Genomic DNA, 22,561 nt, shown 5'->3' on the forward strand with positions numbered 1-22,561 from the left:
CAAAAGTTAATATCTGTATTTAACCAACTCTGTTAAGAAATGAGCCATATTTACTAAGTCATTTCTTTGTTTATCTGTTATTCCATCTGTATCAAAATGCATAATATCATTTCGTGTTTTTCTAATTTCATCTAATTGTTTTATAAATAATTTCCGTTCAATTTTTAAACCAAGTTTGTTCCATCCCTCCTCATTCTCTATTAATCTTATATATTGACCAAAAGTTAAATCATCAATAAATTTAGGTTCTTCTTCTCCTTGTTGGCATATTCCTTTTATATCTTCTATTAAGAACTTATCATCAAGTAATAATCGGATTAAGTTTTCTATTCTTTCTAATAATAGAAAAGGTTCTGTTAGAGAGAAAAATTGTGAACTAATATCAGCAATTGTTACTATTCCAGATAAGGATTTATCTTTTTCTTGAACAAGAATAACTTCTTCTTTTATAACAATTTTTATAGCTTCAAGGAGAGGAGTATCTTTCGGTAGAATTATAAAATCTGTTTTTAAATAATCTTTAACATCTGATGATGTATTTCCATTTGAGATGCCAATAGCCAATGTTTCCCAACTAATAAAACCAGCTACAGATTTTGGGTTGCTCATAACAGGAAGTTGTGAGAATTTTTTCATCATCATTAGTGTTATAGCTTCTGAAATTTTTGCATCTCTTGTTATTGTTACAGGAACATTATTAGCAGAAGGTAAAATGCTAATTTTCAATATAGGATCCTTCCCTAATTTGCTTTTAGCAGTTTCTTTATGTTTAAGAGTAATTTCTCCATCTATCCATGTTTCTTGATAATTTGGTTCTGTTACTAAGTTTTTTTCTTTTAAAAACTCATCAATTCTTGCTTTATTTCCAGAACTTCTTTTTTCATAATAGAAATATCCTAATAAATCACGTGTAGTTATATTAAACGTTTTTTCTTTATTAGTTGTAATTTCTCTTACCATTTCGGAAAATTCGTCTTTTATATTCATAATATACAAAAAATTATTATATACTTGGTACTTAATAGGCTTGAGTATAATAATATCTCAAGCCTATTAAATATTAATTCTATTACTTTTTAATGACCATTTCAATTGCGAGTTCTTTGAGTTGTGCCTCATCGATAGGGGAGGGGGCATCAATCATCATATCGCGACCGCTATTGTTTTTAGGGAAAGCGATAAAGTCGCGTATGGTTTCTTGTCCGCCAAGGAGTGCCACCAATCGGTCGAAGCCAAAAGCCAAACCACCGTGAGGAGGAGCACCGTATTTGAAGGCGTTCATCAAGAAGCCAAATTGTGCTTGTGCTTGCTCGGGTGTAAAGCCGAGGAGCTCAAACATCTTGGCTTGCAACTCTTGGTTGAAGATACGTATAGAACCACCGCCTACTTCGTTGCCGTTGAGCACGAGGTCGTAAGCATTGGCGCGTACTGCCCCTGGGTTGCTGTCGAGTAGCGGAATATCCTCAGGTTTAGGCGAGGTGAAAGGGTGGTGCATTGCAAAGAAACGTTCTTCCTCTTCGCTCCACTCCAAAAGAGGAAAATCTACGACCCATAGAGGGGCATATTCATCAGGTTTGCGCAAGCCGAGACGCTCGGCGAGTTCCATACGGAGGGCGCTGAGTTGCCCGCGTACTTTGTTTGCTTTGCCTGAAAGGATGCAGATAAGGTCGCCTGCTTGGGCGCCAGTGCGCTCTGCCCACGCCTTGAGATCGTCCTCGTTATAGAATTTATCTACTGATGATTTGAAGCTGCCATCTTCATTGCATTTTACATATACCATTCCGGAAGCGCCTACTTGCGGACGTTTTACCCATTCTACCAAAGCATCAATCTCTTTGCGGGTGTAGCTGTTGGCACCAGGTACGGCAATCCCTACAACTAATTCAGCTTCGTTGAACACCTTGAAATCGCGGTGTTGTGCGAGGTCATTGAGTTCGCCAAATTTCATACCGAAACGGATATCGGGTTTGTCGTTGCCATAAGTTTTCATCGCCTCGGCATAGGTCATACGAGGGAAAGCCCCAAAGTCTAAGCCTTTGAGTTCTTTGAGGAGGTGTTTTGCCAATCCTTCAAAAGTACTGATAACGTCCTCTTGCTCTACAAACGACATTTCGCAGTCTATTTGGGTAAACTCCGGCTGACGGTCGGCGCGGAGGTCTTCATCACGGAAGCATTTTACGATTTGGAAATACTTGTCTAATCCGCCTACCATTAGCAGCTGCTTAAAGGTTTGTGGGGATTGTGGAAGTGCGTAGAACTCACCTGGGTTCATACGGCTGGGCACCACAAAATCGCGTGCGCCTTCAGGGGTTGATTTGATAAGCACAGGGGTTTCTACCTCTATAAAGCCTTGTTCGGATAGATAGTTGCGCACCATTATCCCCACTTTGTGGCGGAAAATAAGGTTATCGCGTACAGGGGTACGACGTATATCGAGATAGCGGTACTTCATACGGAGGTCTTCACCGCCATCGGTATTATCTTCAATGGTAAAAGGAGGAAGTTCGGAATGGTTGAGCAGGGTGAGTGCTGTAACGAGGATTTCCACTTCTCCCGTAGGGATATTTGCGTTGGCAGCCTCACGTTTGATAACAGTACCTTGAATTTGAATCACGTCCTCGCGTGAGAGGGTTTTCGCCTGCTCAAAGACTGCTTTATCAGTGCGTTCTTCGTCAAAAATAAGCTGAGTGATGCCATAGCGGTCGCGTAGGTCTACCCAAATCATAAATCCCTTGTTGCGGACGCGTTGCACCCATCCGCTGAGGGTTACTTGTTGTTTTTCGTGAGAGAGTCGTAGCTCTCCACAAGTATGCGTTCTGTACATTTATTTGTTGTTAGTTATAAGGTTTGAGTTTTAATAATAGCTGATTTCGTAGATAGTAGAGGCATCTTGTTTGGTAAACACTATTTCTTTTCTTTCCAAATACTTTCTCTTGCCACTTTCTTCTTTATAAGAAAAGGTATAAACTCTCTCTTGTTCATACTTTACATCAATAGGTTTGCCTTTAGAATCTTTGGTGATGTGCTCTTTATGGGTGATACTAAACTTATAAGTGCCATTGGCATTAGTGAACTCTTTGTAAGTCATATTTTTGACAGTACCTCCCTTTATTTTAGCAATTAGAGCTTCTAATTTTTCCACATCTTTATCTGAGGTTGAACCAGAAGAGATACTTAGCCCGTCATCATCACCAGAACGATTTTCTATTATACGACTTACATAGCCGTCTTTATCATAGGTATAAGTAAATTTTATAAGTGTGGCATACGATACTTTTTCCTCTTCGTCTATATAAGATTGAGAGATAGACTCCAATAGATTTTTAGTAGGGACACCTACTGGGATTGCATTTAGCAAATAAAAATAGGTGGTATAGACATCTATTTCATCTCTTCCTTCGTTGTAGAAGATAAAAAAGCGATTCTTATTTTCGTTAGGATAATAAGAAAATTTCATTCCTTGAATTTCTTCTTGTCCTGAAGAAGTAGAAGTATGAGTTTCAGCAGTTAGGTTGCCATCTTTCCAAATAAAATTACTATTATTAATTTTAGACAACTGACCTTTTTCGTCATAGCTGAAATAATTATGTCCGCCAGTCTCTTTTAAGTAACCTTTCTCATCTAAAGGGAATTCAAAATTTTGTTTTCCACTATTTGCTATAATTTTTCCTTGAGGATAACTAAACTCATAGGTTACTTGTTCACCTCCCTTATTAGAAGTGAATTTTGAAATGCGCCCTTGTGCGTCATATTCATAAGCAAAGACTCCATTTTCTAAAGTATATATAAACTTAGGTTCACCATTTAGAAAATAGGTTGGGTCGATATTAGGGTTCTTTTTTCTATTTAAATAGGTAATCTTTACCTCTTTAATTCTCTTTACCTTTGTGGTTTTAGGAGGTTCAGGATTATTAGGTGTTGGGTTGTCGTCGCTTTTTCCACAAGCAACTAAAGTAAGGACGGCAGTTGCTACTAAAAATAAGGCTTTTTTCATTGTTGATAATTTTAAATAATTCATTTATTTTGATACTCTTCCAATTCCTTAGTGAGTGTATCTACATAGGGTTGATGTTTTTGTTTATAGATAAAAGAGATATAATGGTTGCCTATATGGATATTAGGGATAATTCTATTACTTATGAGTAAATCTTTGGGGTTTACTTTTGTGAATAGTGTATGAAAAAGATAACTTCTAAAATGTTGTGGTGAAATAAAAATATGTTTATCACTATTCCTATAATAAATAGGGGCACTATCAGCATAGTAATACAATATAACATCTTTTCCAGATAGATATTCTTCAATTTCCTTAATAATGAAAGAAAATACTTTCAAAGGATTTGTGTCTTTCTTATGTTCTTTAAGAGCTAAAGAAATTTCAACCACAGGAAATGCAATATTAGCATTAGGCTTGTACTCAGAAAAATTTAAAGAATACAAATTACCTCCTTCAGTTTTAAAAGGAATATCTACCTCTAAGTTCACAGCTAAATAGTTATATAATCTTCTTCTTTATATATTTTTTTCATTATTTCTTCTTTACGCTTCCTTGCTCTCTCAGCAAGTTCTTCCATAAAAGCTAATAGCTTTTCACTGGGGTTTCTAATCTCTATAGTTTCTGCATTATGGGTTTTGTGCAGCACTACTTTCTCGTTTACTTTTTCTTTTTCCATTATGCGCTCTTTTTTAATGCTATTTAAATTTTGCTAATTGAGTAAAAACTCGTTCTCCTCATTGCTTTCAATACCTAAGGCTTCGTATATATATTTGAAGGTGGAGAGCAATCGGGGTTTGCCATCGATGAGGGCTACATCGTGTTCAAAGTGGGCGGAAGGCTTGCCGTCGGCGGTGAGGATTGTCCAACCGTCTTTGAGTTGGCGTATGCTCTTGGTACCCATATTGATCATAGGCTCTATGGCAACTACCATTCCGTCTTTAAACTTTTTACCACTACCTCGTTTGCCGTAGTTAGGCATCTCGGGGTCTTCGTGCATCTTGCGCCCTACGCCGTGCCCAACGAGTTCGCGCACTACTCCATAGCCGTGTGCCTCACAGTGTTGTTGTATGGCATTTCCAACATCACCTACACGATTGCCCGCACGAAACTGACGGATACCTATGTATAGTGATTCTTTGGTTACACGCAAGAGTTCTTTTACTTCGGGGGCTACTTCGCCTACCTCGAAAGTATAAGCGTGATCGCCATAGTAACCGTTTTTCAATGCTCCGCAATCTATTGAAATGATGTCGCCTTCTTGCAATGGACGGTCGTTAGGGATACCGTGCACTACTTGTGCATTAGGACTCATACAGAGGGTATTAGGGAAGCCATACAACCCCAAAAATCCTGGGATAGCCCCTTGACTGCGGATGTACTCTTCGGCGAGTTTATCAAGATACAGGGTGGTTACCCCTGGTTTTACTTCTTTAGCTAGTATGCCCAAAGTGCGTGATACCACTTGGGCGGCTTGGTGTAGTAGTTCTATTTCTTCGGCTGTTCTAATGTGAATCATTTGTAATTACGAATTACGAAAGACGAATTACGAAAGTTTTGTCATTCGTAACTCGTCATTCGTAATTAGATTTCTATTTTTTGAATTGTTTTAATAAATTGGTTGTGGAACTATCGTGTGCAGAGAGTTCGGTAGCGGCGATGTCTTTAAGGATTTTGCTTGCCAACTGTTTGCCGAGCTCTACACCCCATTGGTCGTAACTGTAGATGTTCCAAATCACACCTTCTACAAATATCTTATGCTCATACATTGCGATAAGGCTACCCAAACTTTCAGGGGTGAGTTTATCGATGAGGAAAGAAGTTGTAGGGCGGTTCCCTATAAACACTTTGAAAGGCACTAAGGCTTCGTTTACCTTGTCCCCCATTTCTTTGCGCACTTCGGCTTCAGTTTTACCTTTGAGGAGGGCTTCGGTTTGTGCAAAGAAGTTAGCCATTAGCTTGTTGTGGTGGTCGGTATTGCCGTGCAATGAGTGTTTAAAGCCAATGAAATCAGTAGGTATCAATTTAGTACCTTGGTGGATGAGCTGGAAGAACGCGTGTTGAGAGTTGGTTCCTGGTTCACCCCAGATGATTACCCCAGTTTGATAAGGAATAGGGTTGCCATCACGGTCAGTTTGTTTACCGTTACTTTCCATTATACCTTGTTGTAGGTAAGCCGCCAAGCGGTGCAAATACTGAGTATAAGGAATGATAGCTTGACTTTCGGCTCCGTAGAAGTTGTTGTACCACACGCTGAGCAATGCCAAGACTACTGGAATGTTCTTCTCAAACGGAGCAGTGCGGAAATGCTCGTCCATAGCGTGCGCTCCTTTGAGCAACTTGTCAAAATTGTCATAGCCTACTGATAGAGCGATGCTGAGACCTACGGCACTCCACAAAGAGAAGCGTCCGCCTACCCAATCCCACATAGGGAATACGTTATCTGGGTCGATGCCGAATTTATCGATTTCTTGCAAGTTAGTAGATACTGCTACAAAGTGTTTAGCGATATCTTTTTCGCTACCCGATTTGAGGAACCATTCTTTTACAGTAAGCGCATTAGAAAGGGTTTCGAGTGTTGTGAATGTTTTAGATACAATGACTATCAAGGTAGTTTCGGGGTTGAGGTGCTTGATAGTTTCGAGCACGTGGTCGCCATCTACATTGCTGATAAAGTGTACGTTGAGGTGATTCTTATAGAATTTAAGCGCTTCGGTTACCATTGCTGGACCTAGGTCAGAGCCACCAATACCAATATTCACCACATCGGTAAAGGCTTTACCGCTATAACCTTTGCGTTTGCCACTGATGACTTCTTCGCTGAACTGTTTGATTTTGTGTTTTACAGTGGCTACTTCAGGCATTACATTCTTGCCATCTACGTTTACTACGCTGTTTTCGGGCGCGCGAAGGGCAGTGTGCAATACGGCGCGTTTTTCGGTGTTGTTGATAAGGTCACCACCGAAGTACTTTTCGATAGCATCCTTTAAACCACATTCCTCAGCGAGTTGCACAAGGAGTTTAAGGGTTTGGTCGTCTATGCGGTTTTTAGAATAATCTACATAGAAGTCTTGCCATTTGATAGTGAATTTTTCACCGCGAGCAGGGTCTTTCTCGAAAAGGGAAAGGGTATGGCGGTCTTTTACTTCAGTAAAATGTTTTTGCAATGCTTTCCAAGCATTGGTTTGTGTTGGATTACTATTTTTTAACATTTTTAAATATAATTATATTAGTTGTTAGTTATCGGTTATTAATTAGATTGTGTTTCAGAGTGCAAAGGTATAAAATATTTTCAAAATAGCAGTTAGTCTTTAATCATTAGTAGTTAGAAACTGACACTAATGGCTAAAGACTAACCTCATTGTTCTTTGTCTAATTTTGCAAATCGGCTAATTACCTAATTTATCCAATTGTTCTTTTAGCGGTTTGATAAACTCTAAATACTTTGCTTTTAGACTGGCTTCTATAGGTACAGAATCAGGCATTTTTTCTTTCAATGGGTCTACTTGCACACCATTTTTCCAGAAGCGATAACACACGTGAGGGCCTGTGGCTAAACCGGTACTCCCTACCAGCCCAATCACTTCACCTTGTGCTACGTATTTCCCTTTGCGGGCTAAAATTTTCGACATATGGAGGTACTGGGTCGTATAGGTGTTGTTGTGGCGCACTTTCACGTAGTTACCATTGCCCGAACTATAGCCTGCTTCAATCACCGTGCCTGCTGCTGTTACACGTATAGGAGTACCCGTAGGAGCCGCATAATCGGTACCAAAATGCCCTTTCATACGGTGGAGTACGGGGTGAAAACGCATTCCAAATTTAGAAGTAATACGGAAGATATCCAAGGGCGATTTTAGAAACATACGTTTCATCATATTGCCATTTTCGTCGTAATAGCCACTAGTGCCTTTGATAGAATCGGTGGTGAAATTGAAGGCGTAATACGCCTTGCCTCCCCACTCAAAATAAGCGGCTTTCACTTTTTCAACCCCTGCATAGATAGTGTCGTCTACATAACGTTCGTCGTAAATAATTTTGAACTTATCGCCTTTTTGCAAGCGGAAGAAGTCTATTGTATAATCGAATATTTGTCCTAATTGATAGGTAGCATTTTGGCTGATGCCAGCATTTTGTGCATCGACAGTAAGGTTGTTTTCAATCTCACCTCCTATGGCTTTTTCCTTTATAGAAACCTTGCGTTCGGCGTTATAAGCGTGGATAGAATCGGTGAGGCGTACCACGATATAATTCACGATATCAGGTTGATATACAAAACTATGAGGGGTATCAGGGTGTTTTTTATCGTATAAGAAAGCATAAGGATGCCCTACGCGGAAGTTCTTAGGACTGATGAGTTCTTTGGTAGTCTCTGCAATATGGTGGATTTCAGTCGCCCCGATATGTTGGTCTTCAAGGAGTTTGCCAAAAGTGTCGCCTTGTTTGAGGGTATCTCTTACAATGTTATAGTCGTTGAGGTTAAATCCAAATTCATATACTGGAGGTTTAGGAGCTTCGGTGGTGGTAGTTGCGGTAGTTTTATCGGTTTTAGTAGTGCGGTCACAAGCCGTAAAAAGTGATAGAGAGCTGAGTAGTGAAAGGCAAAATATTTTTTTCATTCTAATTGTTTTAGTAAAAAGGATTGCAAATAATGCGCCAAAGGTACAAATAATTTGCTAATTGGCAAATTTGTAGTCGCCACTTCCACTTCCACTATTGTTGTGAACTTGAAACTCTTGCCTACCTTTCTGTCTCTCACTTCATAATACCTAAAAATATTTTGCCAATTCAACAAAAGTTTGTACTTTTGCTCGTCTAAAAATATATTTTGAATTATATAAACACTTTATGACCCTTACTTTAGCCTCTTTAGAAATAGGACAAACTGCTGTAATTACAGGGTTTACACCCGAATGCCGACAAGAAGTGCGACAACGATTGCTCGACTTAGGTTTCGTACGTGGCTCAAAAATTAAAATAGAAAATGTGAGTCCGCTTGCCGACCCAATTGCTTATACCATTCACCACACCCAAATTGCTCTGCGCAAGAGTGATGCGCTTTGTGTGCTGATTCAGGTATCAGGGGATAGAGGATAGGGGATTGTTCAAAAAAATGATTGATTATCAAAATAATAAAAAACAAATCAAACGAGCTATTTAACGGCTTGTTGTACTACGACTATGAAAAATATTTGCGATACTTGTGCTCTTAATCCTTCAGCTTCCTTAAAACCTTTAGGGGAGGAGGCGGGCACTTACCACTATACCATTGCTCTTGCAGGAAATCCTAACACGGGTAAGAGTACCGTTTTTAATGCCCTTACAGGATTGCGTCAGCACACAGGTAACTGGCCTGGCAAAACCGTTACCCGCGCTGAGGGGAGTTTTTCCTTTCACGACCAACGTTACCGCATAATCGACCTACCAGGAACTTATTCGCTGCTCTCCACTTCAGAAGATGAGGAGGTGGCACGCGATTTTATTCTCTTTGGCAAACCCGATGTAACTGTGATAGTAGTAGATGCAAGCAGACTGGAACGCAACCTCAGTTTGGCACTTCAAATACTTGAAATCACTGATAAAGCTGTGCTTTGCCTCAACCTGATGGACGAAGCTCGCCGCCATCATATCACGATTGATACACGTACCCTTTCTCGCGATTTGGGTATCCCTGTAGTGGCTACTTCTGCACGTACCAAAGAAGGTATCCCCGATTTGCTCTTTGCTATTGAAGAAGTGGTAAGTGGTAAATTCCAAACTAAAAAACAGACGTATATAGATCTTCCTAAAGAAAATGCTGAAGCTATTGCTGAACTGCAATCGGCACTTTCTGAACTCAATCCCGAATTGCCTAATACTCGCTGGCTTGCTATGCGACTCATTGAAGGTGATGAGAGCGTACAAAAAGGGGTGGAAGAAGGCACTTTTTCAGCTGAAAACAATCCCGAAAAACAATCCCGAGTGTTGCGTATAGCCGATGAGTATCACAAGATTTTAGGCGATCACTACCGCAATGACTTGGTAGAAGCTATCTACGCTCAAGCAACCACACTCATCAACGCATCGGTAAGTACCGATTTTTCAGCGCGTTCTTTCCGTGTTGATCGTGCGATTGATAGGATAGTTACGCATAAAATTTGGGGTTTTCCTATTATGTTTTTGCTATTGGCAGCTGTGTTGTGGATTACTATTATCGGGGCTAATTATCCTTCACAATGGCTTTCGGATCTGTTTCTAGGGTGGCTTTATCCACTTTTGAAAGACGGAGCCAATGCCTTGCATTTTCCTTGGTGGCTCAGTGGTTTCCTCATCGATGGGGTGTATTTAGCCACCACGTGGGTGATTTCGGTGATGTTGCCCCCAATGGCTATCTTCTTTCCGCTATTCACCCTCCTCGAAGATTTTGGTTACTTACCCCGTGTAGCTTTCAATTTAGACAAGCTCTTCCGCACTGCAGGCGCTCACGGCAAACAAGCCCTCACGATGAGTATGGGCTTTGGCTGTAATGCCGCAGGGGTGGTAGCGACACGTATTATCAACAGTCCGCGTGAGAAACTGATAGCCATTATCACTAATAACTTTTCGCTTTGCAACGGGCGTTGGCCTACCCAAATACTCATTGCTACCTTGTTCATTGGGGCATTAGTTCCCAAGCAGTGGAGCAGCACAGTATCGATGCTCGCTGTGATAGGCATAGCTGTGCTGGGCATAGCCTTTTCATTCCTCACCTCGTGGCTGTTGAGCAAGACCCTCCTCAAAGGAGAATCATCATTTTTTGTATTGGAATTACCGCCTTATCGTCCGCCGCGTTTTTTCCAAACACTCTACACCTCACTTATTGATAGAACCCTTATCGTACTTTGGCGTGCTATTGTGTTTGCTGCCCCTGCAGGGGCAGTGATATGGCTGATATGCAACTTGCAAATAGCCCAACAACCTATAGCGCTTTGGCTTATACAAGGCTTAGACCCTATAGGCGTGTTTATAGGTTTGAACGGTGTGATTTTGCTCGCCTATATCGTTGCTATTCCTGCCAATGAAATTGTAATCCCTACGGTGCTAATGCTCACCACTATGGTATTAGGGCAAACAGCAGTAGGCGAGGGGGCAGGCGTACTGATGGAAGCCTCCACTTCACAAGTGGGTGTATTGCTACACGCTGGTGGATGGACACTGCTCACGGCTGTAAACCTAATGCTTTTCAGCTTGTTGCACAACCCTTGTAGTACGACTATCTACACCATTTACAAAGAAACACAAAGCAAGAAATGGACACTTATAGCTACTCTCTTGCCTGTGCTTTATGGGATAGTGGTGTGTTTTCTTGTGACTCTATTTGCTAAGTAAACTTGGTGAAAGTAAAGCTAAATCATGTGATGAAGAGGTTGATTTTGGTGTTTTTCACTTTTATGAAATTTCAAAATATAAAAAAAGCTGCCCATTATCTTGAGCAGCTTTTTTTATTTATGACTTGTCATTCGTAACTCGTTATTAAACCACGCCTTGATCGAGCATCGCGTGAGCGACTTTCATAAAGCCTGCGATGTTAGCACCTTTCACGTAGTTGATATAACCATCTTCTTGACCGTATTTGAGGCAAGCGTTGTGGATAGATTCCATAATTTGGTGTAACTTAGCATCAACTTCTTCAGCTCTCCACGCGAGGTGAGCGGCGTTTTGAGTCATTTCGAGTCCTGAAGTTGCTACCCCTCCAGCGTTCACTGCTTTACCAGGAGCGAAAGGTAATTTAGCATCTTGGAAGGCTTTGATAGCCTCAGGAGTACAACCCATATTTGATACTTCGGCTACGAGTTTTACGCCATTTTTGATAAGCATTTGAGCGTCATCGCCGTCTAATTCATTTTGGAAAGCGCAAGGCAAGGCGATATCACAAGGGATTGTCCACGCTTTTTTGCCTGCAGTAAATTTACTTTCTTTGGCAAATTTTTCGGCAAAAGGCGCTACGATGTTGCGGTTAGAAGCGCGGAGTTCCAAAAGGTAGTCAATCATTTCGTGAGTCATACCATTAGGTACTTCTACACAACCATCAGGACCTGAAAGACCGATAACTTTTGCGCCTAACTGAGTTGCTTTTTGTGAAGCTCCCCACGCTACGTTACCAAATCCTGAAACTACTACGCGTTGTCCTTTAAGGTCTTTGCCGAGTTTTTTCAACATATGATCTACAAAGTAGAGTGCACCATAACCCGTAGCTTCGGGGCGAATGAGAGAACCACCCCAGTTGATACCTTTACCGGTGAGTACCCCGGTGTTATACTCGTGGGCTAATTTTTTGTACATACCGTACATATAGCCTATTTCGCGTCCACCTACACCCACGTCGCCAGCAGGTACATCGGTATCAGGACCTATATATTTCCAAAGTTCAAGCATAAAGGCTTGGCAGAAACGCATAATTTCGGCATCGGATTTACCGGTAGGGTCGAAATCAGAACCTCCTTTAGCGCCACCCATAGGGAGGGTAGTGAGGGCATTTTTGAAAGTTTGTTCAAAACCAAGGAATTTAAGCATTGAAGGGTTTACAGCTTTGTGGAAGCGGATACCACCTTTATAAGGACCTATAGCAGCGTTGAACTGCACGCGGTAACCGAGGTTGCTTTGCACTTCGCCTTTATCGTCTACCCAATCCACGCGGAAGGTGTGAATGCGGTCGGGCTCTACGATGCGTTCTATAATTTTAGCTTTGGCAAATTGAGGGTGCTGGTTGTACACCTCTTGTACTGATTCAAGCACTTCGTGTACTGCTTGTAAGTACTCTTTTTCTCCAGGGTGTTTTGCCTCTAAGGCAGTCATAATTTTTTTTACGTCCATAATATATTAATTAGTTATGAATTATGTGTTAATAAATTGTTTAGTTACGAAATATATTAATGAGCGACAAAAGTACTTAATATTATTGAAACGTGCAAAGAAAACGAAAGAAATTTTTCACAAAAAGAAATTTAAAGTTTTAACTTAGCTAAACTTCAAAGCTTTGCGATACTCCATTCTATTATTTTTGCTTCACACGATTAACGACTCTTTGATATTTTTTATTTTTCCTTTCGTAGAATTTGCATTTTAAATAAAAAACACTATTTTTGCCCCCCAAAAAGAAAATATAAAAAACTTATGGCTTTATTTCTTAGCATACTCCCAATTGCGCTTCTCATCTATTTGATGGTAAAGAAAAATGCGCTTCCTTCGTATATTGCACTTCCACTAATCGCCGGATTGGTGTATATACTTCACCTTACTTATTTTAATGGCTCGTTCGTAGCCCTAAACGCCAATTTTATTAAAGCAATTATCTCGGTAGCTACCCCTATCACAGTGATTTTTGGGGCGGTACTCTTCAACCGAATGATGGAGATGACAGGAGCAATGAATGTGTTGCGCCGCTGGCTGGGCAATATCAGCCCTAATCCTGTTGCTCAACTAATGATTATAGGTTGGGCTTTTGCCTTTATGATTGAAGGTGCCAGTGGTTTTGGTACGCCAGCAGCTATTGCAGCACCTTTATTAGTAGGTTTAGGATTCAGACCCTTGCAGGTGGCTATTCTCGCACTAATTATGAACTCGGTACCTGTATCGTTTGGAGCCGTGGGTACACCTACGTGGTTTGGGTTTGGTACGCTTATTGGCAATGGTTCTATTTCCGATGATCAGCTTTCGGATATAGGTAGAATTACATCTATCATACATCTATTTGCAGCTTTTGTAATTCCGATAATGGCACTGAAAGTGATAGTATCATGGCGACAAATACGCGAAAATATTGTTTTTATTCTCATCAGTATTCTATCGTGTACGGTGCCTTATGTGGCTATTGCGTGGTTTAACTACGAGTTTCCTTCATTAGTAGGGGGTGCTATAGGTCTTTTTATTTCGGTAGGAGTAGCCAGCAAAGGTATTGGCTTATCAAAAACTGATAACAGTGAGATGCAGCACGAGAAAGTAAAAACTTCAGAGTTATTGAAAGCTCTTTTCCCAACAGCTTCACTGATAGTGATTTTGGCACTCACTCGCATCAAACAGCTTCCGCTAAAAGCTCTTTTGAACGATACTACCGAGTGGTTTACTATTAAATTAGGTTATTTAGGAGATTTTCAGGTTACTAAAGGATTGATTTTCTCATTGAAGAATATTTTTGATACGGGTGAGAGTGAGAGCTACAAACTGCTCTATGTGCCAGCGCTCATTCCGTTTGTGGTTACAGTGTTGATTTCCATTCCGTTGTTCTCACTGAAATGGAAACAAACTAAATCGCTATTTTCAGCGAGTTTTGTACAGATACAAAAACCATTTTTAGCATTAGTGGGGGCACTCATTATGGTGAATGTAATGCTAATGGGAGGAGAAGACTCTATGGTACAAACTATTGGTAGAGGTTTAGCCAATGCCACTGGTAGTTATTGGACGATGTTCGCTTCATACTTAGGAGCGGTAGGGGCATTTTTCTCAGGCTCGAATACTGTGTCAAACCTCACTTTTGGGGCTGTGCAATATTCGGTTGCGAATACTACAGGACTTTCAGTACCTTTGATTCTCGCCCTGCAATCGGTAGGGGGAGCAATGGGTAATATGGTGTGTATCAACAATATTATTGCTGTATGTTCGGTATTAGGTATTGATAAGGCTGAAGGAAAAATTCTAAAAGTTACGGCTGTGCCTATGTTCATCTATGGAATTATAGCAGCTGTAGTAGCGCTCTTAGTCATACCACTATTGTTCAGTTGATAATTAATAATAATTTATTAATAAAAAGGCTGCACAGAAAGCTCTTCTGTGCAGCCTTTTCAATTAATTTATTAACCAATAATATGAGATTTACTTCTTTGCAAAAGTGAGCAGTACAGTTCCTTTGTCATCTTTTAGCAATAACTGTTTGTCGTTCACTTCGTATTTAGCTACTTTTTTCATTGCAGTGCCAAAAGAATCGGCAACTTGCATAGTAGTCTCTGGACAAAGCATTAGAGTAGTTGCTAATTCGCTAAATACTAAATCTTTATCGGTGATATTTGCGATGGCTCCCATAAAGGTATTACAGCTATCGGAACCGTTTACCTTCATTTCTTTTATATTGAGTTGAAGGGTAGGTTGAGCCTCAGCAGTTACGGCTGTAGTTCCCATAGTAACGAGTTGCCATTCACCTTGTAAGGCATCGGTAGGGATGGTATTGTTACAACTGCCCAAACCCATAGCTACGCATAAAAGCGTTAAAAACTTGATTTTTTTCATTGTATGATAGTTTTAAAATTATTTCTCGGTGAAATAAATGTCTAACCCCATCGTACCATCGTCATCCTCGTTGTAAAATGCCATTAGTTCCTCTTCTCGGTAGTAAAACTTATAATCTTGGTAAGGATAAGGTTTATTAGATGCTGAAAAGATAATTTGGTTGTTGCGCTTATTGATGCGCCAAGCCACTTCTACTTTATAGATGAGTCGTGGTTGTTTAGTAATTGTTAGTTTTTCTTCTCTAATGATAGCTTTATCTTTCAAAAAAGTGACAAAGATATATTGTTTAGTATTGATGCTATCACCAGCGGCTCTTTTGGTGATTTCACCCTGAAAGTGCCTATCGATGAGGTCAGTACGTTCTTGTGCATATAAGTTTAGCACACCCAAAAACAAGAGGATAACAAGTATTTTTTTCATAACATTTACTTTTTTTAAAGGTTTATATACAGAGTTGTTATGCTTCAAATGAGGTTGTTTTCTGTTTGGGTTGTAGTAGAACGCTGCAGGGTGAGAGGTGCTATTTTATGTATTTTTTGAGAGTTTTAAGCAAATCGTCGGTTCTGAGGTTCTCTCCTTGTGACAATAGATTGCCTTCGGGGTCTATGAGAAAAGGGGCAGGAATACTGGTTACTCCATAGGCATTAGCAACTTTGCTTTCGCTATCCCATACATTGTACCATACCATTCCTTCCATTTTGATAGTGTCGAGCCAAGCGTCTTTATCCTTAGGTCTATCAATAGACACAGATAGGATTACAAAGTTTTTTCCTTTGAGTTCTTTATAGGCTTGTTTGAGGTATCTGTTTTCCTTTTTGCAAGGCATACACCACGATGCCCAAAAATCTATGAGTACATATTTGCCTCGTAAAGACGATAGTTTCAATTCCTCGCCATTGGCTTGAGGCAAGGCGATTTCGGGTACAGGTTTGTGGCGTTGTAATTGTTGTGCAAAGGTTTCGGCAGTTGCCAAAAGGAATAGCGCTATGGCTGTAAATAGAAATCTTTTTCTCATTTGTAATCTTGTTTTTTAGTATTCAGGATTTTGATATACAAAAATCTGACCATTTTTTAAACAGATACTTTTTTGCACTAAAAATATCCTCCTTTTTTACGGTCTTCCATAGCAGCTTCGGTTACTTTATCGTCTATACGAGTTTCACCGCGTTCCGAGATGCGTGAAGCAGTAATTTCGTTCACCACCTCTTCAAGAGTTGCTGCATTGCTTTCTACAGCTGCGGTACAAGTCATATCACCCACAGTACGATAGCGCACACACTTGTTGAGAATAGTGTCGTTCTCGTCTATTTGGATAAAAGGCGATACCGCAATGAGGCGACCTTCGTGCTCAATTACTTCGCGATTGTGAGCGAAATAGATAGAAGGGAGTTCAATTTTTTCTTGCTGTATATAACTCCACACATCGAGTTCTGTCCAGTTAGAAATGGGGAATACGCGCATATTTTCGCCTTTTTGGATTCTACCGTTATAGATGTTCCAGAGTTCAGGGCGTTGTAGTTTTGGGTCCCATTGACCGAACTCATCTCTTACTGAGAAGAAACGTTCCTTGGCGCGAGCTTTTTCCTCATCACGGCGAGCGCCCCCGATGCAGGCATCGAAGTGAAATTCTTCGATAGTATCTAATAAGGTGTGTGTTTGCAGCCAGTTACGAGAAGCAAATTTACCTTTGGGTTCAGTAAGACCTTTGGCTTTGATGGTGTCTTCAACTTGTCTCACAATGAGTTCAGCGCCAATACGTTTGGCAAGGGCATCGCGATAAGCAAGAGCCTCGGGGAAGTTATGTCCTGTATCGATATGTACCAAAGGGAAAGGTATTTTCATAGGGGCAAAGGCTTTCATAGCCAAGTGCACCAGAGTAATAGAGTCTTTTCCACCGCTAAAAAGTAGAGCGGGGCGTTCGAATTGCGCCGCTACTTCGCGCATTATATAAATACTTTCAGCTTCTAATTGTTTTAAATGTTCTTTATTCACGATAGTTATTTATTCTTTGTATCTTACTTTTCTATTTCACTGCATTCATTGAAAACTCTAATGGGTACATTCCTTGTACAGCAATTTCGCGTCCTTGAGCGTCTTTAGCAGGCATCATTTTAGGGAAGTTTTCAAATACGCGTTTGCCTTCAGCTGCTAAAATAGGTTCTCCTTCAACTTTTTGTACACTAAAGTTTCCTTTTTTATCTATTACAAAGTATATTTTTATCAAGCCTTCAATCTTTTTGTTGAGGGCTTCTTTTGGGTAGACAAGTTTATCCGTTACCCATTGGTCTACACACGCCTCGAAATTAGTTTCTTTGGCTATATGAATATTCTCGTAATGCGAGCAGTAAGGTTTTTGTTTTACAACCGAACTGTTGTAGATATCTACAGCTTTGCTGTCTTGTGCTTGTGTAGTAGCAAAACCAGCTACTAATAAGATGCTTGTTACTAAGGTTTTAATTGCTTTCATTGTTTTAGATATTTAGTTATTAACTACTAATTCCACAAAGGTACAACTTTTTTTTTAATTAACAAGTTTTCAACCATTCTTCTATTACTTTTGGGAAATGTTCATACTCTAAGAGATGTATTTTCTCAGCTAAAGTATCGGCGGTATCGGTGGGTAATACTTCGGTTTTTGCTTGAAAGAGGATATTGCCCTCGTCGTAATGTTCGTTTACAAAATGAATGGTGATACCACTCTCTTTTTCACTATTAGTCACTACAGCTTGGTGTACGTGATCGCCATACATTCCTTTGCCTCCATATTTTGGCAAGAGAGAGGGGTGAATGTTGAGAATGCGGTTGGGGTAGGCTGCTATCAGATTTTCAGGAACTTTCCACAAAAAGCCCGCCAAGACAATGAGGTCGGGTTGTTGTGTTGCGAGTACATCAAGCACTACGTTTGTTTTGTAGAATGCTTGTCTATCAAACACAAGTGAAGGTATTTCTAAACGTTTGGCACGAGCCAAAACTCCTGCTTGTGGATTGTTACAGAGAATCAGACACACTTTTGCACTGCCTTTCTCGGCGAAATAAGTAGCGATGCGTTCGGCATTAGAACCTGAACCTGAGGCGAAAACAACGATTTTTTTCATAGTTAAATAGGTGAATTAGCAAATAGTGAAAGCGTTGTTTTTACGGCATTCTCTATTTCAGTATAGGTGGCTTTTCCTTTTCCGATATAAATAAAAGCTAAGGCATATTGTTGTTCTTTTACAGGCAAAAGGTTTTTCTGTAAGCGATAAGCCTCTCGCAACCTGCGTTTGAGTAAATTTCTATCCACTGCGCGTTTAAAAGTGCGTTTAGGCACACTTATCAGTAATTGATAAGGCACCTCAAGAGTAGCGATAGGAGTGTACAACAAGCGTATAGGATAGGAGGTAATTGCCTCACCCTTAGCGAAAAGTTGCTGTATATAATCGCGTTTACAGAGTTTTTCAGCTTTTGGAAAAGTATACATACGGCAAAAGTACAAATAATTTGTTAATTAGCAAGTTTTAAGAGTCAGTAATCTAAGGAGTAGGGGGAGCAGTAGGCTTTTAGAAAACTTTAAGAGTCAGAGCTTTTCCCGATGATTTTTTCTAATATCCACTTAGTTTATTCAAAAATTAATTTCTTAAAAAATGTTAAATTTTATTTTTGTTTCAGTAGTGTTTATTACCTCGCTTTCATCTGTTTATTTCCTATAAACTCTTTTATATGTTTAGAAATGAATGATTTACACTTTAACAACCCTATGTGATAAAATTCGTATTTTTTTAAGAGAATAACTGAGGTATTTCTATTGAATATTCCAAATCATTGAGAATACTGCAATTTTTTAACAATAACTCTAAACATTCTTTAAAAAACATCTTTAACGAAAAGATTTTATACGCTTATAAAACCACAGTAAAAAAAAATACCATAAAAAGTTGCTTTTATAAATTATTTTTCTGAAACTTTGCAAAATAATTGACATAATATAATAGCGATGAAAGAAAAATTGATGTACGCACTGTTATGCGCTGTGCTGTTCGTCGGCGTTGCTTTTGCCCAAGAACACACCGTAACAGGGGTAGTAAAAGATGATGCGGGCACTCCACTACCTGGTGCCTCTGTAGTAGTAAAAGGTACCTCTCACGGGGTCGCTACTGATTTTGATGGTAAATACTCCATCAAAGTACCTAATAACAAGGTTATTCTTGTGTTTTCTTCATTAGGTCTTAAAACAGTCGAACGTTCTGTAGGGGCTAACAAGGTAATCAATGTAACACTAGAAATGGAAGCGCAACAGCTCACTGGCGTGGTGGTTACAGGTTACCAAGAGTTTGACCGTTCTAAGTTTACGGGTAATGCCCAAACCCTCAAAGCCGACAATATTAAAATGGACGGTGTGGTGGACGTAGGTCGTATGATTGAAGGTCGTGCCGCAGGGGTAAACGTACAGAACATTTCAGGAACTTTTGGTACTTCTCCTAAAATTACCATTCGTGGGGGATCATCTATCTTTGGTGATACTAAACCATTATGGGTGGTAGACGGTGCTGTACAAGAAGAGGTAGTGAACTTATCATTCGAGCAATTGGCTTCGGGTGATGCTTCTACTCTTGTAAGTTCGGCTATCTCTGGTATCAATGCGAATGACATTGAGAGCATTGAAATTCTTAAAGATGCTTCAGCCCTTTCTCTTTACGGTGCACGCGCCCTCAATGGTGCCGTGATTATCACTACTAAAAGTGGTAAAAAGAACGTAAAAACTCAGGTAAACTACCAATTAGAAGAGTCGGTGCGTATGATTCCTAATTACAATCAGTACGACATTATGAACTCTCAAGAGTCTATGGGTGTTTATCGTGAGTTAGAGGAAAAAGGCTATTTTTCACTTTCTTCATATACACAAGCGCGCTATGGAGGGGCTTATAATATAATGTATCGCGCTATCGATACTTATAACCCAGCTACTGGTCGTTTTGCTTTAGAAAATTCTGAAGCTGCACGTCTTGCGTTCTTGCGTAAGTACGAATACGCTAATACTGATTGGTTTAAAACACTTTTCCGCCCTTCACTTACACAAAATCACACTGTGAGTCTTTCAGGAGGGGGAGAAAATGCCACTGTATATGCATCAGTAGGTTTCTTTGTAGACCCAGGATGGACAGTTGCTGACCGTGTACACCGTGTAACTGGTAACCTCAAAACTACTTATAATCTTTCACCAAAGGTAAAAATAGGAGTGCTTACTCAAGGCTCTATACGTACCCAAAAAGCACCTGGTACTTACAACCGTACTGCCAACACTGTAAGCGGTGGTTATGATCGTGATTTTGATATCAACCCTTTTAGTTATGCACTAAATACCTCACGTGCTTTGCGTCCTTATGGTGATGATGGCAAATACGAGTACTACAGCTACAACTATGCTCCTATGAACATCCTCAACGAGCTTGCTAATAACTATATGGATTTGAACGTGCTCGAGTATAAAATTCAAGGAGATTTAGAAATCAAATTAGCTAAAGGTCTTAAATACAATTTCCTCGGATCTGTACGTCACGTAAAGAGTTCCAACGAACACTCTATGAGAGAAAACTCTAACGTAGTAGGGGCTTATCGCGCCAATCGTACAACAGTGATTGCAAAAGCAAACCCTTTCTTGTTCAAAGATCCTGCTAATCCTGATATGATTCCTCAAGTAGCCTTACCTAATGGAGGTATCTATAAACTTACCGAAAACAACTTGCAAAGTTACTACTTCCGTAATGCTTTGGAGTACAAACGTTTGTTTAAAGAAAAACACGACTTAAAAGTGTTCTTAGGTCAAGAATATCGTCATACCGATCGTGATAACTCTTATTTCAATGGTTATGGTTATCAATTTGAACGCGGAGGTACAGCTTTTACCGATTATCGTGTGATTCAAAAAGCAATCCAAGATAATTCTCCTTACTTTGGTAGATCATTCACTAAAGAACGTGGTATAGCTTTCTTCTTACAAGGAACTTATACTTATGACAACCGCTATGTATTCGCTGGTACAGCCAATTATGAAGGTTCTAACCAATTAGGTAGAAGTCGTTCAGCTCGCTGGTTGCCTACTTGGAACGTGAGTGGTCGTTGGAATGCTTCTAACGAGAGTTTCTTGAAAGACAATACTAAGATTTCTAACCTTGCTTTCCGTGTGAGCTATGGGCTTATCGCAGGTTTAGGTTCTGCCAGCAACGCTTTAGCTATCTTTAAAAACGAAGTGGCTAACCGCTATAACCTCAGTGATAGAGAGAACACTATCTATATAGAAGCACTTCAAAACTCTGAACTCACTTGGGAAAAAGTATACGAAGCCAACGTAGGTATGGAACTCGGCTTGTTTAAAAACCGCGTTAATTTGTCGTTAGACCTTTACCAAAAGAATTCTAAAGACTTGATTGACTATGTACGTACTTCAGGTGTTGGAGGACAACTTGTAAAATTGGCAAACAACGCCTCAATGGTGACTAAAGGTATAGAGCTTGCTTTAGATACTAAAAATATCAAAACTGATAATTTCAGCTGGAATACAGGCATCAACTTTGCCTATTTCAACCAAGAAATCACACACCTTACTTACCGTCCTAACGTGTATAACTTAGTGCGTGAAGTAGGTGGTAACGTAGTAGGAGGAGCACGTAACACCTTGTATTCTTATGATTTTAAAGGATTGAATGACAAAGGACTTCCATTGTTCAACTTGCTTAATGGTAGCACTAAATTTGAGGATATCAATTTCCAACAAATTGATAATATCTTGAGTTACCTTAAAAAAGAAGGTCCAGTAGAACCTAATATCACCGCAGGTCTCTCTAATACTTTCCGTTACAAAAACTGGGAGCTTTCTGCTCTTATTACTGTAGCTGCAGGTAACAAAATACGCAAACCCGATCAATATAGTGTAGATTACAATGACCTTAGTGTTTTCCCTAAAGAGATGAGAAACCGCTGGATCAATCCAGGTGATGAAAAGGTAACTAATATCCCTGCTATTGCCGATAAAAGAACAGTTAATGAAGTAGGTAGAGCGACCCTCCGTCGTGTATATAACGCCTACAACTATTCAACTGAGCGTGTAGTAGATGGTTCATTTGTTCGTATGAAAAGTATTGGGCTCTCTTATGCTTTCCCTAAAGAAGTGCTTGATCAATTGAAAGTGAGCAATCTTACTTTGCGTTTGCAAGCTACCAATCCGTTCTTGATTTATGCTGATAAGAATCTCAATGGTCAAGACCCTGAGTTCTTCCGCACTGGTGGGGTAGCTTACCCTGTAAATACCCAATATACCTTTACTATCAACCTTGGAATCTAAAAATATGT

Annotated in this window: 20 protein-coding genes; 4 read left to right on the top strand and 16 right to left on the bottom strand. The window is 39.9% G+C overall.

Annotated features, from left to right (window positions below):
• Nucleotides 1–6 precede the first annotated feature (6 nt).
• From DR017_RS09975 to DR017_RS10010, 8 genes are all read right to left on the bottom strand, one after another.
• Nucleotides 7–987, bottom strand: coding sequence for a CBS domain-containing anti-phage protein (locus tag DR017_RS09975; protein ID WP_002681785.1), 981 nt, complete (start codon nt 985–987; stop codon nt 7–9).
• 82 nt (nt 988–1,069) lie between these two features.
• Complete coding sequence (gene aspS, locus DR017_RS09980; protein ID WP_002681751.1) at nt 1,070–2,824, bottom strand: aspartate--tRNA ligase; 1,755 nt, start codon at nt 2,822–2,824, stop codon at nt 1,070–1,072.
• Nucleotides 2,825–2,854: 30 nt separating this feature from the next.
• The gene (locus DR017_RS09985; RefSeq protein WP_002681764.1) at nt 2,855–3,994 is read right to left on the bottom strand and encodes a hypothetical protein; all 1,140 of its coding nucleotides are present in this window, start codon (nt 3,992–3,994) and stop codon (nt 2,855–2,857) included.
• A gap of 20 nt (nt 3,995–4,014) precedes the next feature.
• A complete protein-coding gene (locus tag DR017_RS09990; RefSeq protein ID WP_002681760.1) occupies nt 4,015–4,485 on the bottom strand; it encodes a hypothetical protein in 471 nt (156 codons plus the stop codon).
• A 2-nt stretch (nt 4,486–4,487) separates the two neighbouring features.
• A complete protein-coding gene (locus tag DR017_RS09995; RefSeq protein WP_002681777.1) occupies nt 4,488–4,673 on the bottom strand; it encodes a hypothetical protein in 186 nt (61 codons plus the stop codon).
• A gap of 33 nt (nt 4,674–4,706) precedes the next feature.
• A complete protein-coding gene (map, locus tag DR017_RS10000) occupies nt 4,707–5,513 on the bottom strand; it encodes a type I methionyl aminopeptidase (protein WP_002681799.1) in 807 nt (268 codons plus the stop codon).
• 73 nt (nt 5,514–5,586) lie between these two features.
• Nucleotides 5,587–7,206 carry a glucose-6-phosphate isomerase gene (pgi, locus tag DR017_RS10005; RefSeq protein WP_002681754.1) on the bottom strand — a complete coding sequence of 540 codons (1,620 nt, stop codon included), beginning with the start codon at nt 7,204–7,206 and terminating at the stop codon, nt 5,587–5,589.
• A gap of 177 nt (nt 7,207–7,383) precedes the next feature.
• The gene (locus DR017_RS10010; protein WP_002681788.1) at nt 7,384–8,613 is read right to left on the bottom strand and encodes a M23 family metallopeptidase; all 1,230 of its coding nucleotides are present in this window, start codon (nt 8,611–8,613) and stop codon (nt 7,384–7,386) included.
• A gap of 229 nt (nt 8,614–8,842) precedes the next feature.
• Here DR017_RS10010 and DR017_RS10015 point away from each other — a divergent pair, with 229 nt between their 5' ends.
• Nucleotides 8,843–9,091, top strand: a complete 249-nt coding sequence (locus DR017_RS10015) for a FeoA family protein (RefSeq protein ID WP_002681793.1) — start codon at nt 8,843–8,845, stop codon at nt 9,089–9,091.
• Nucleotides 9,092–9,175: 84 nt separating this feature from the next.
• Nucleotides 9,176–11,341, top strand: coding sequence for a ferrous iron transport protein B (feoB, locus tag DR017_RS10020; protein WP_002681758.1), 2,166 nt, complete (start codon nt 9,176–9,178; stop codon nt 11,339–11,341).
• 144 nt (nt 11,342–11,485) lie between these two features.
• Here the strand turns inward: feoB and gdhA are convergent, their stop codons facing one another.
• The gene (gdhA, locus tag DR017_RS10025) at nt 11,486–12,826 is read right to left on the bottom strand and encodes an NADP-specific glutamate dehydrogenase (protein ID WP_040361877.1); all 1,341 of its coding nucleotides are present in this window, start codon (nt 12,824–12,826) and stop codon (nt 11,486–11,488) included.
• Nucleotides 12,827–13,126: 300 nt separating this feature from the next.
• Between gdhA and DR017_RS10030 the strand changes: the two genes are divergently transcribed.
• Entirely contained in the window at nt 13,127–14,734 is a 1,608-nt protein-coding gene (locus DR017_RS10030; protein WP_002681844.1) for an L-lactate permease, read from the top strand.
• Between the two features lie 90 nt (nt 14,735–14,824).
• Here DR017_RS10030 and DR017_RS10035 read toward each other — a convergent pair whose 3' ends face one another.
• The 7 genes from DR017_RS10035 to rnpA all read right to left on the bottom strand — a co-directional run bounded on the left by DR017_RS10035 (nt 14,825) and on the right by rnpA (nt 18,695).
• Complete coding sequence (locus DR017_RS10035) at nt 14,825–15,235, bottom strand: META domain-containing protein (RefSeq protein ID WP_002681861.1); 411 nt, start codon at nt 15,233–15,235, stop codon at nt 14,825–14,827.
• 18 nt (nt 15,236–15,253) lie between these two features.
• Nucleotides 15,254–15,655: a hypothetical protein gene (locus DR017_RS10040; protein ID WP_002681880.1), complete on the bottom strand. Its 402-nt coding sequence runs from the start codon at nt 15,653–15,655 to the stop codon at nt 15,254–15,256.
• 100 nt (nt 15,656–15,755) lie between these two features.
• Entirely contained in the window at nt 15,756–16,250 is a 495-nt protein-coding gene (locus DR017_RS10045) for a TlpA family protein disulfide reductase (protein ID WP_002681869.1), read from the bottom strand.
• A gap of 77 nt (nt 16,251–16,327) precedes the next feature.
• Nucleotides 16,328–17,227, bottom strand: a complete 900-nt coding sequence (gene cysD, locus DR017_RS10050; RefSeq protein ID WP_002681872.1) for a sulfate adenylyltransferase subunit CysD — start codon at nt 17,225–17,227, stop codon at nt 16,328–16,330.
• Nucleotides 17,228–17,258: 31 nt separating this feature from the next.
• Nucleotides 17,259–17,702, bottom strand: coding sequence for an energy transducer TonB (locus tag DR017_RS10055; RefSeq protein ID WP_002681875.1), 444 nt, complete (start codon nt 17,700–17,702; stop codon nt 17,259–17,261).
• A gap of 58 nt (nt 17,703–17,760) precedes the next feature.
• Complete coding sequence (purN, locus tag DR017_RS10060; RefSeq protein ID WP_002681870.1) at nt 17,761–18,330, bottom strand: phosphoribosylglycinamide formyltransferase; 570 nt, start codon at nt 18,328–18,330, stop codon at nt 17,761–17,763.
• Between the two features lie 2 nt (nt 18,331–18,332).
• Entirely contained in the window at nt 18,333–18,695 is a 363-nt protein-coding gene (gene rnpA, locus DR017_RS10065; RefSeq protein WP_040361880.1) for a ribonuclease P protein component, read from the bottom strand.
• 513 nt (nt 18,696–19,208) lie between these two features.
• Between rnpA and DR017_RS10070 the strand changes: the two genes are divergently transcribed.
• Complete coding sequence (locus DR017_RS10070) at nt 19,209–22,553, top strand: SusC/RagA family TonB-linked outer membrane protein (protein WP_002681879.1); 3,345 nt, start codon at nt 19,209–19,211, stop codon at nt 22,551–22,553.
• Nucleotides 22,554–22,561 lie beyond the last annotated feature (8 nt).

It is taken from the genome of Capnocytophaga sputigena (assembly GCF_900446695.1).
Lineage (GTDB): Bacteria > Bacteroidota > Bacteroidia > Flavobacteriales > Flavobacteriaceae > Capnocytophaga > Capnocytophaga sputigena.

Excerpts from the sequence above, each read along its gene's own strand:
- DR017_RS09975 (WP_002681785.1), bottom strand. The coding sequence starts at position 987 with ATGAATATAAAAGACGAATTTTCCGAAATGGTAAGAGAAATTACAACT.
- aspS (WP_002681751.1), bottom strand. The coding sequence starts at position 2,824 with ATGTACAGAACGCATACTTGTGGAGAGCTACGACTCTCTCACGAAAAA.
- DR017_RS09985 (WP_002681764.1), bottom strand. The coding sequence starts at position 3,994 with ATGAAAAAAGCCTTATTTTTAGTAGCAACTGCCGTCCTTACTTTAGTT.
- DR017_RS09995 (WP_002681777.1), bottom strand. The coding sequence starts at position 4,673 with ATGGAAAAAGAAAAAGTAAACGAGAAAGTAGTGCTGCACAAAACCCAT.
- map (WP_002681799.1), bottom strand. The coding sequence starts at position 5,513 with ATGATTCACATTAGAACAGCCGAAGAAATAGAACTACTACACCAAGCC.
- pgi (WP_002681754.1), bottom strand. The coding sequence starts at position 7,206 with ATGTTAAAAAATAGTAATCCAACACAAACCAATGCTTGGAAAGCATTG.
- DR017_RS10010 (WP_002681788.1), bottom strand. The coding sequence starts at position 8,613 with ATGAAAAAAATATTTTGCCTTTCACTACTCAGCTCTCTATCACTTTTT.
- DR017_RS10015 (WP_002681793.1), top strand. The coding sequence starts at position 8,843 with ATGACCCTTACTTTAGCCTCTTTAGAAATAGGACAAACTGCTGTAATT.
- feoB (WP_002681758.1), top strand. The coding sequence starts at position 9,176 with ATGAAAAATATTTGCGATACTTGTGCTCTTAATCCTTCAGCTTCCTTA.
- gdhA (WP_040361877.1), bottom strand. The coding sequence starts at position 12,826 with ATGGACGTAAAAAAAATTATGACTGCCTTAGAGGCAAAACACCCTGGA.
- DR017_RS10030 (WP_002681844.1), top strand. The coding sequence starts at position 13,127 with ATGGCTTTATTTCTTAGCATACTCCCAATTGCGCTTCTCATCTATTTG.
- DR017_RS10035 (WP_002681861.1), bottom strand. The coding sequence starts at position 15,235 with ATGAAAAAAATCAAGTTTTTAACGCTTTTATGCGTAGCTATGGGTTTG.
- DR017_RS10040 (WP_002681880.1), bottom strand. The coding sequence starts at position 15,655 with ATGAAAAAAATACTTGTTATCCTCTTGTTTTTGGGTGTGCTAAACTTA.
- DR017_RS10045 (WP_002681869.1), bottom strand. The coding sequence starts at position 16,250 with ATGAGAAAAAGATTTCTATTTACAGCCATAGCGCTATTCCTTTTGGCA.
- DR017_RS10055 (WP_002681875.1), bottom strand. The coding sequence starts at position 17,702 with ATGAAAGCAATTAAAACCTTAGTAACAAGCATCTTATTAGTAGCTGGT.
- purN (WP_002681870.1), bottom strand. The coding sequence starts at position 18,330 with ATGAAAAAAATCGTTGTTTTCGCCTCAGGTTCAGGTTCTAATGCCGAA.
- rnpA (WP_040361880.1), bottom strand. The coding sequence starts at position 18,695 with ATGTATACTTTTCCAAAAGCTGAAAAACTCTGTAAACGCGATTATATA.
- DR017_RS10070 (WP_002681879.1), top strand. The coding sequence starts at position 19,209 with ATGAAAGAAAAATTGATGTACGCACTGTTATGCGCTGTGCTGTTCGTC.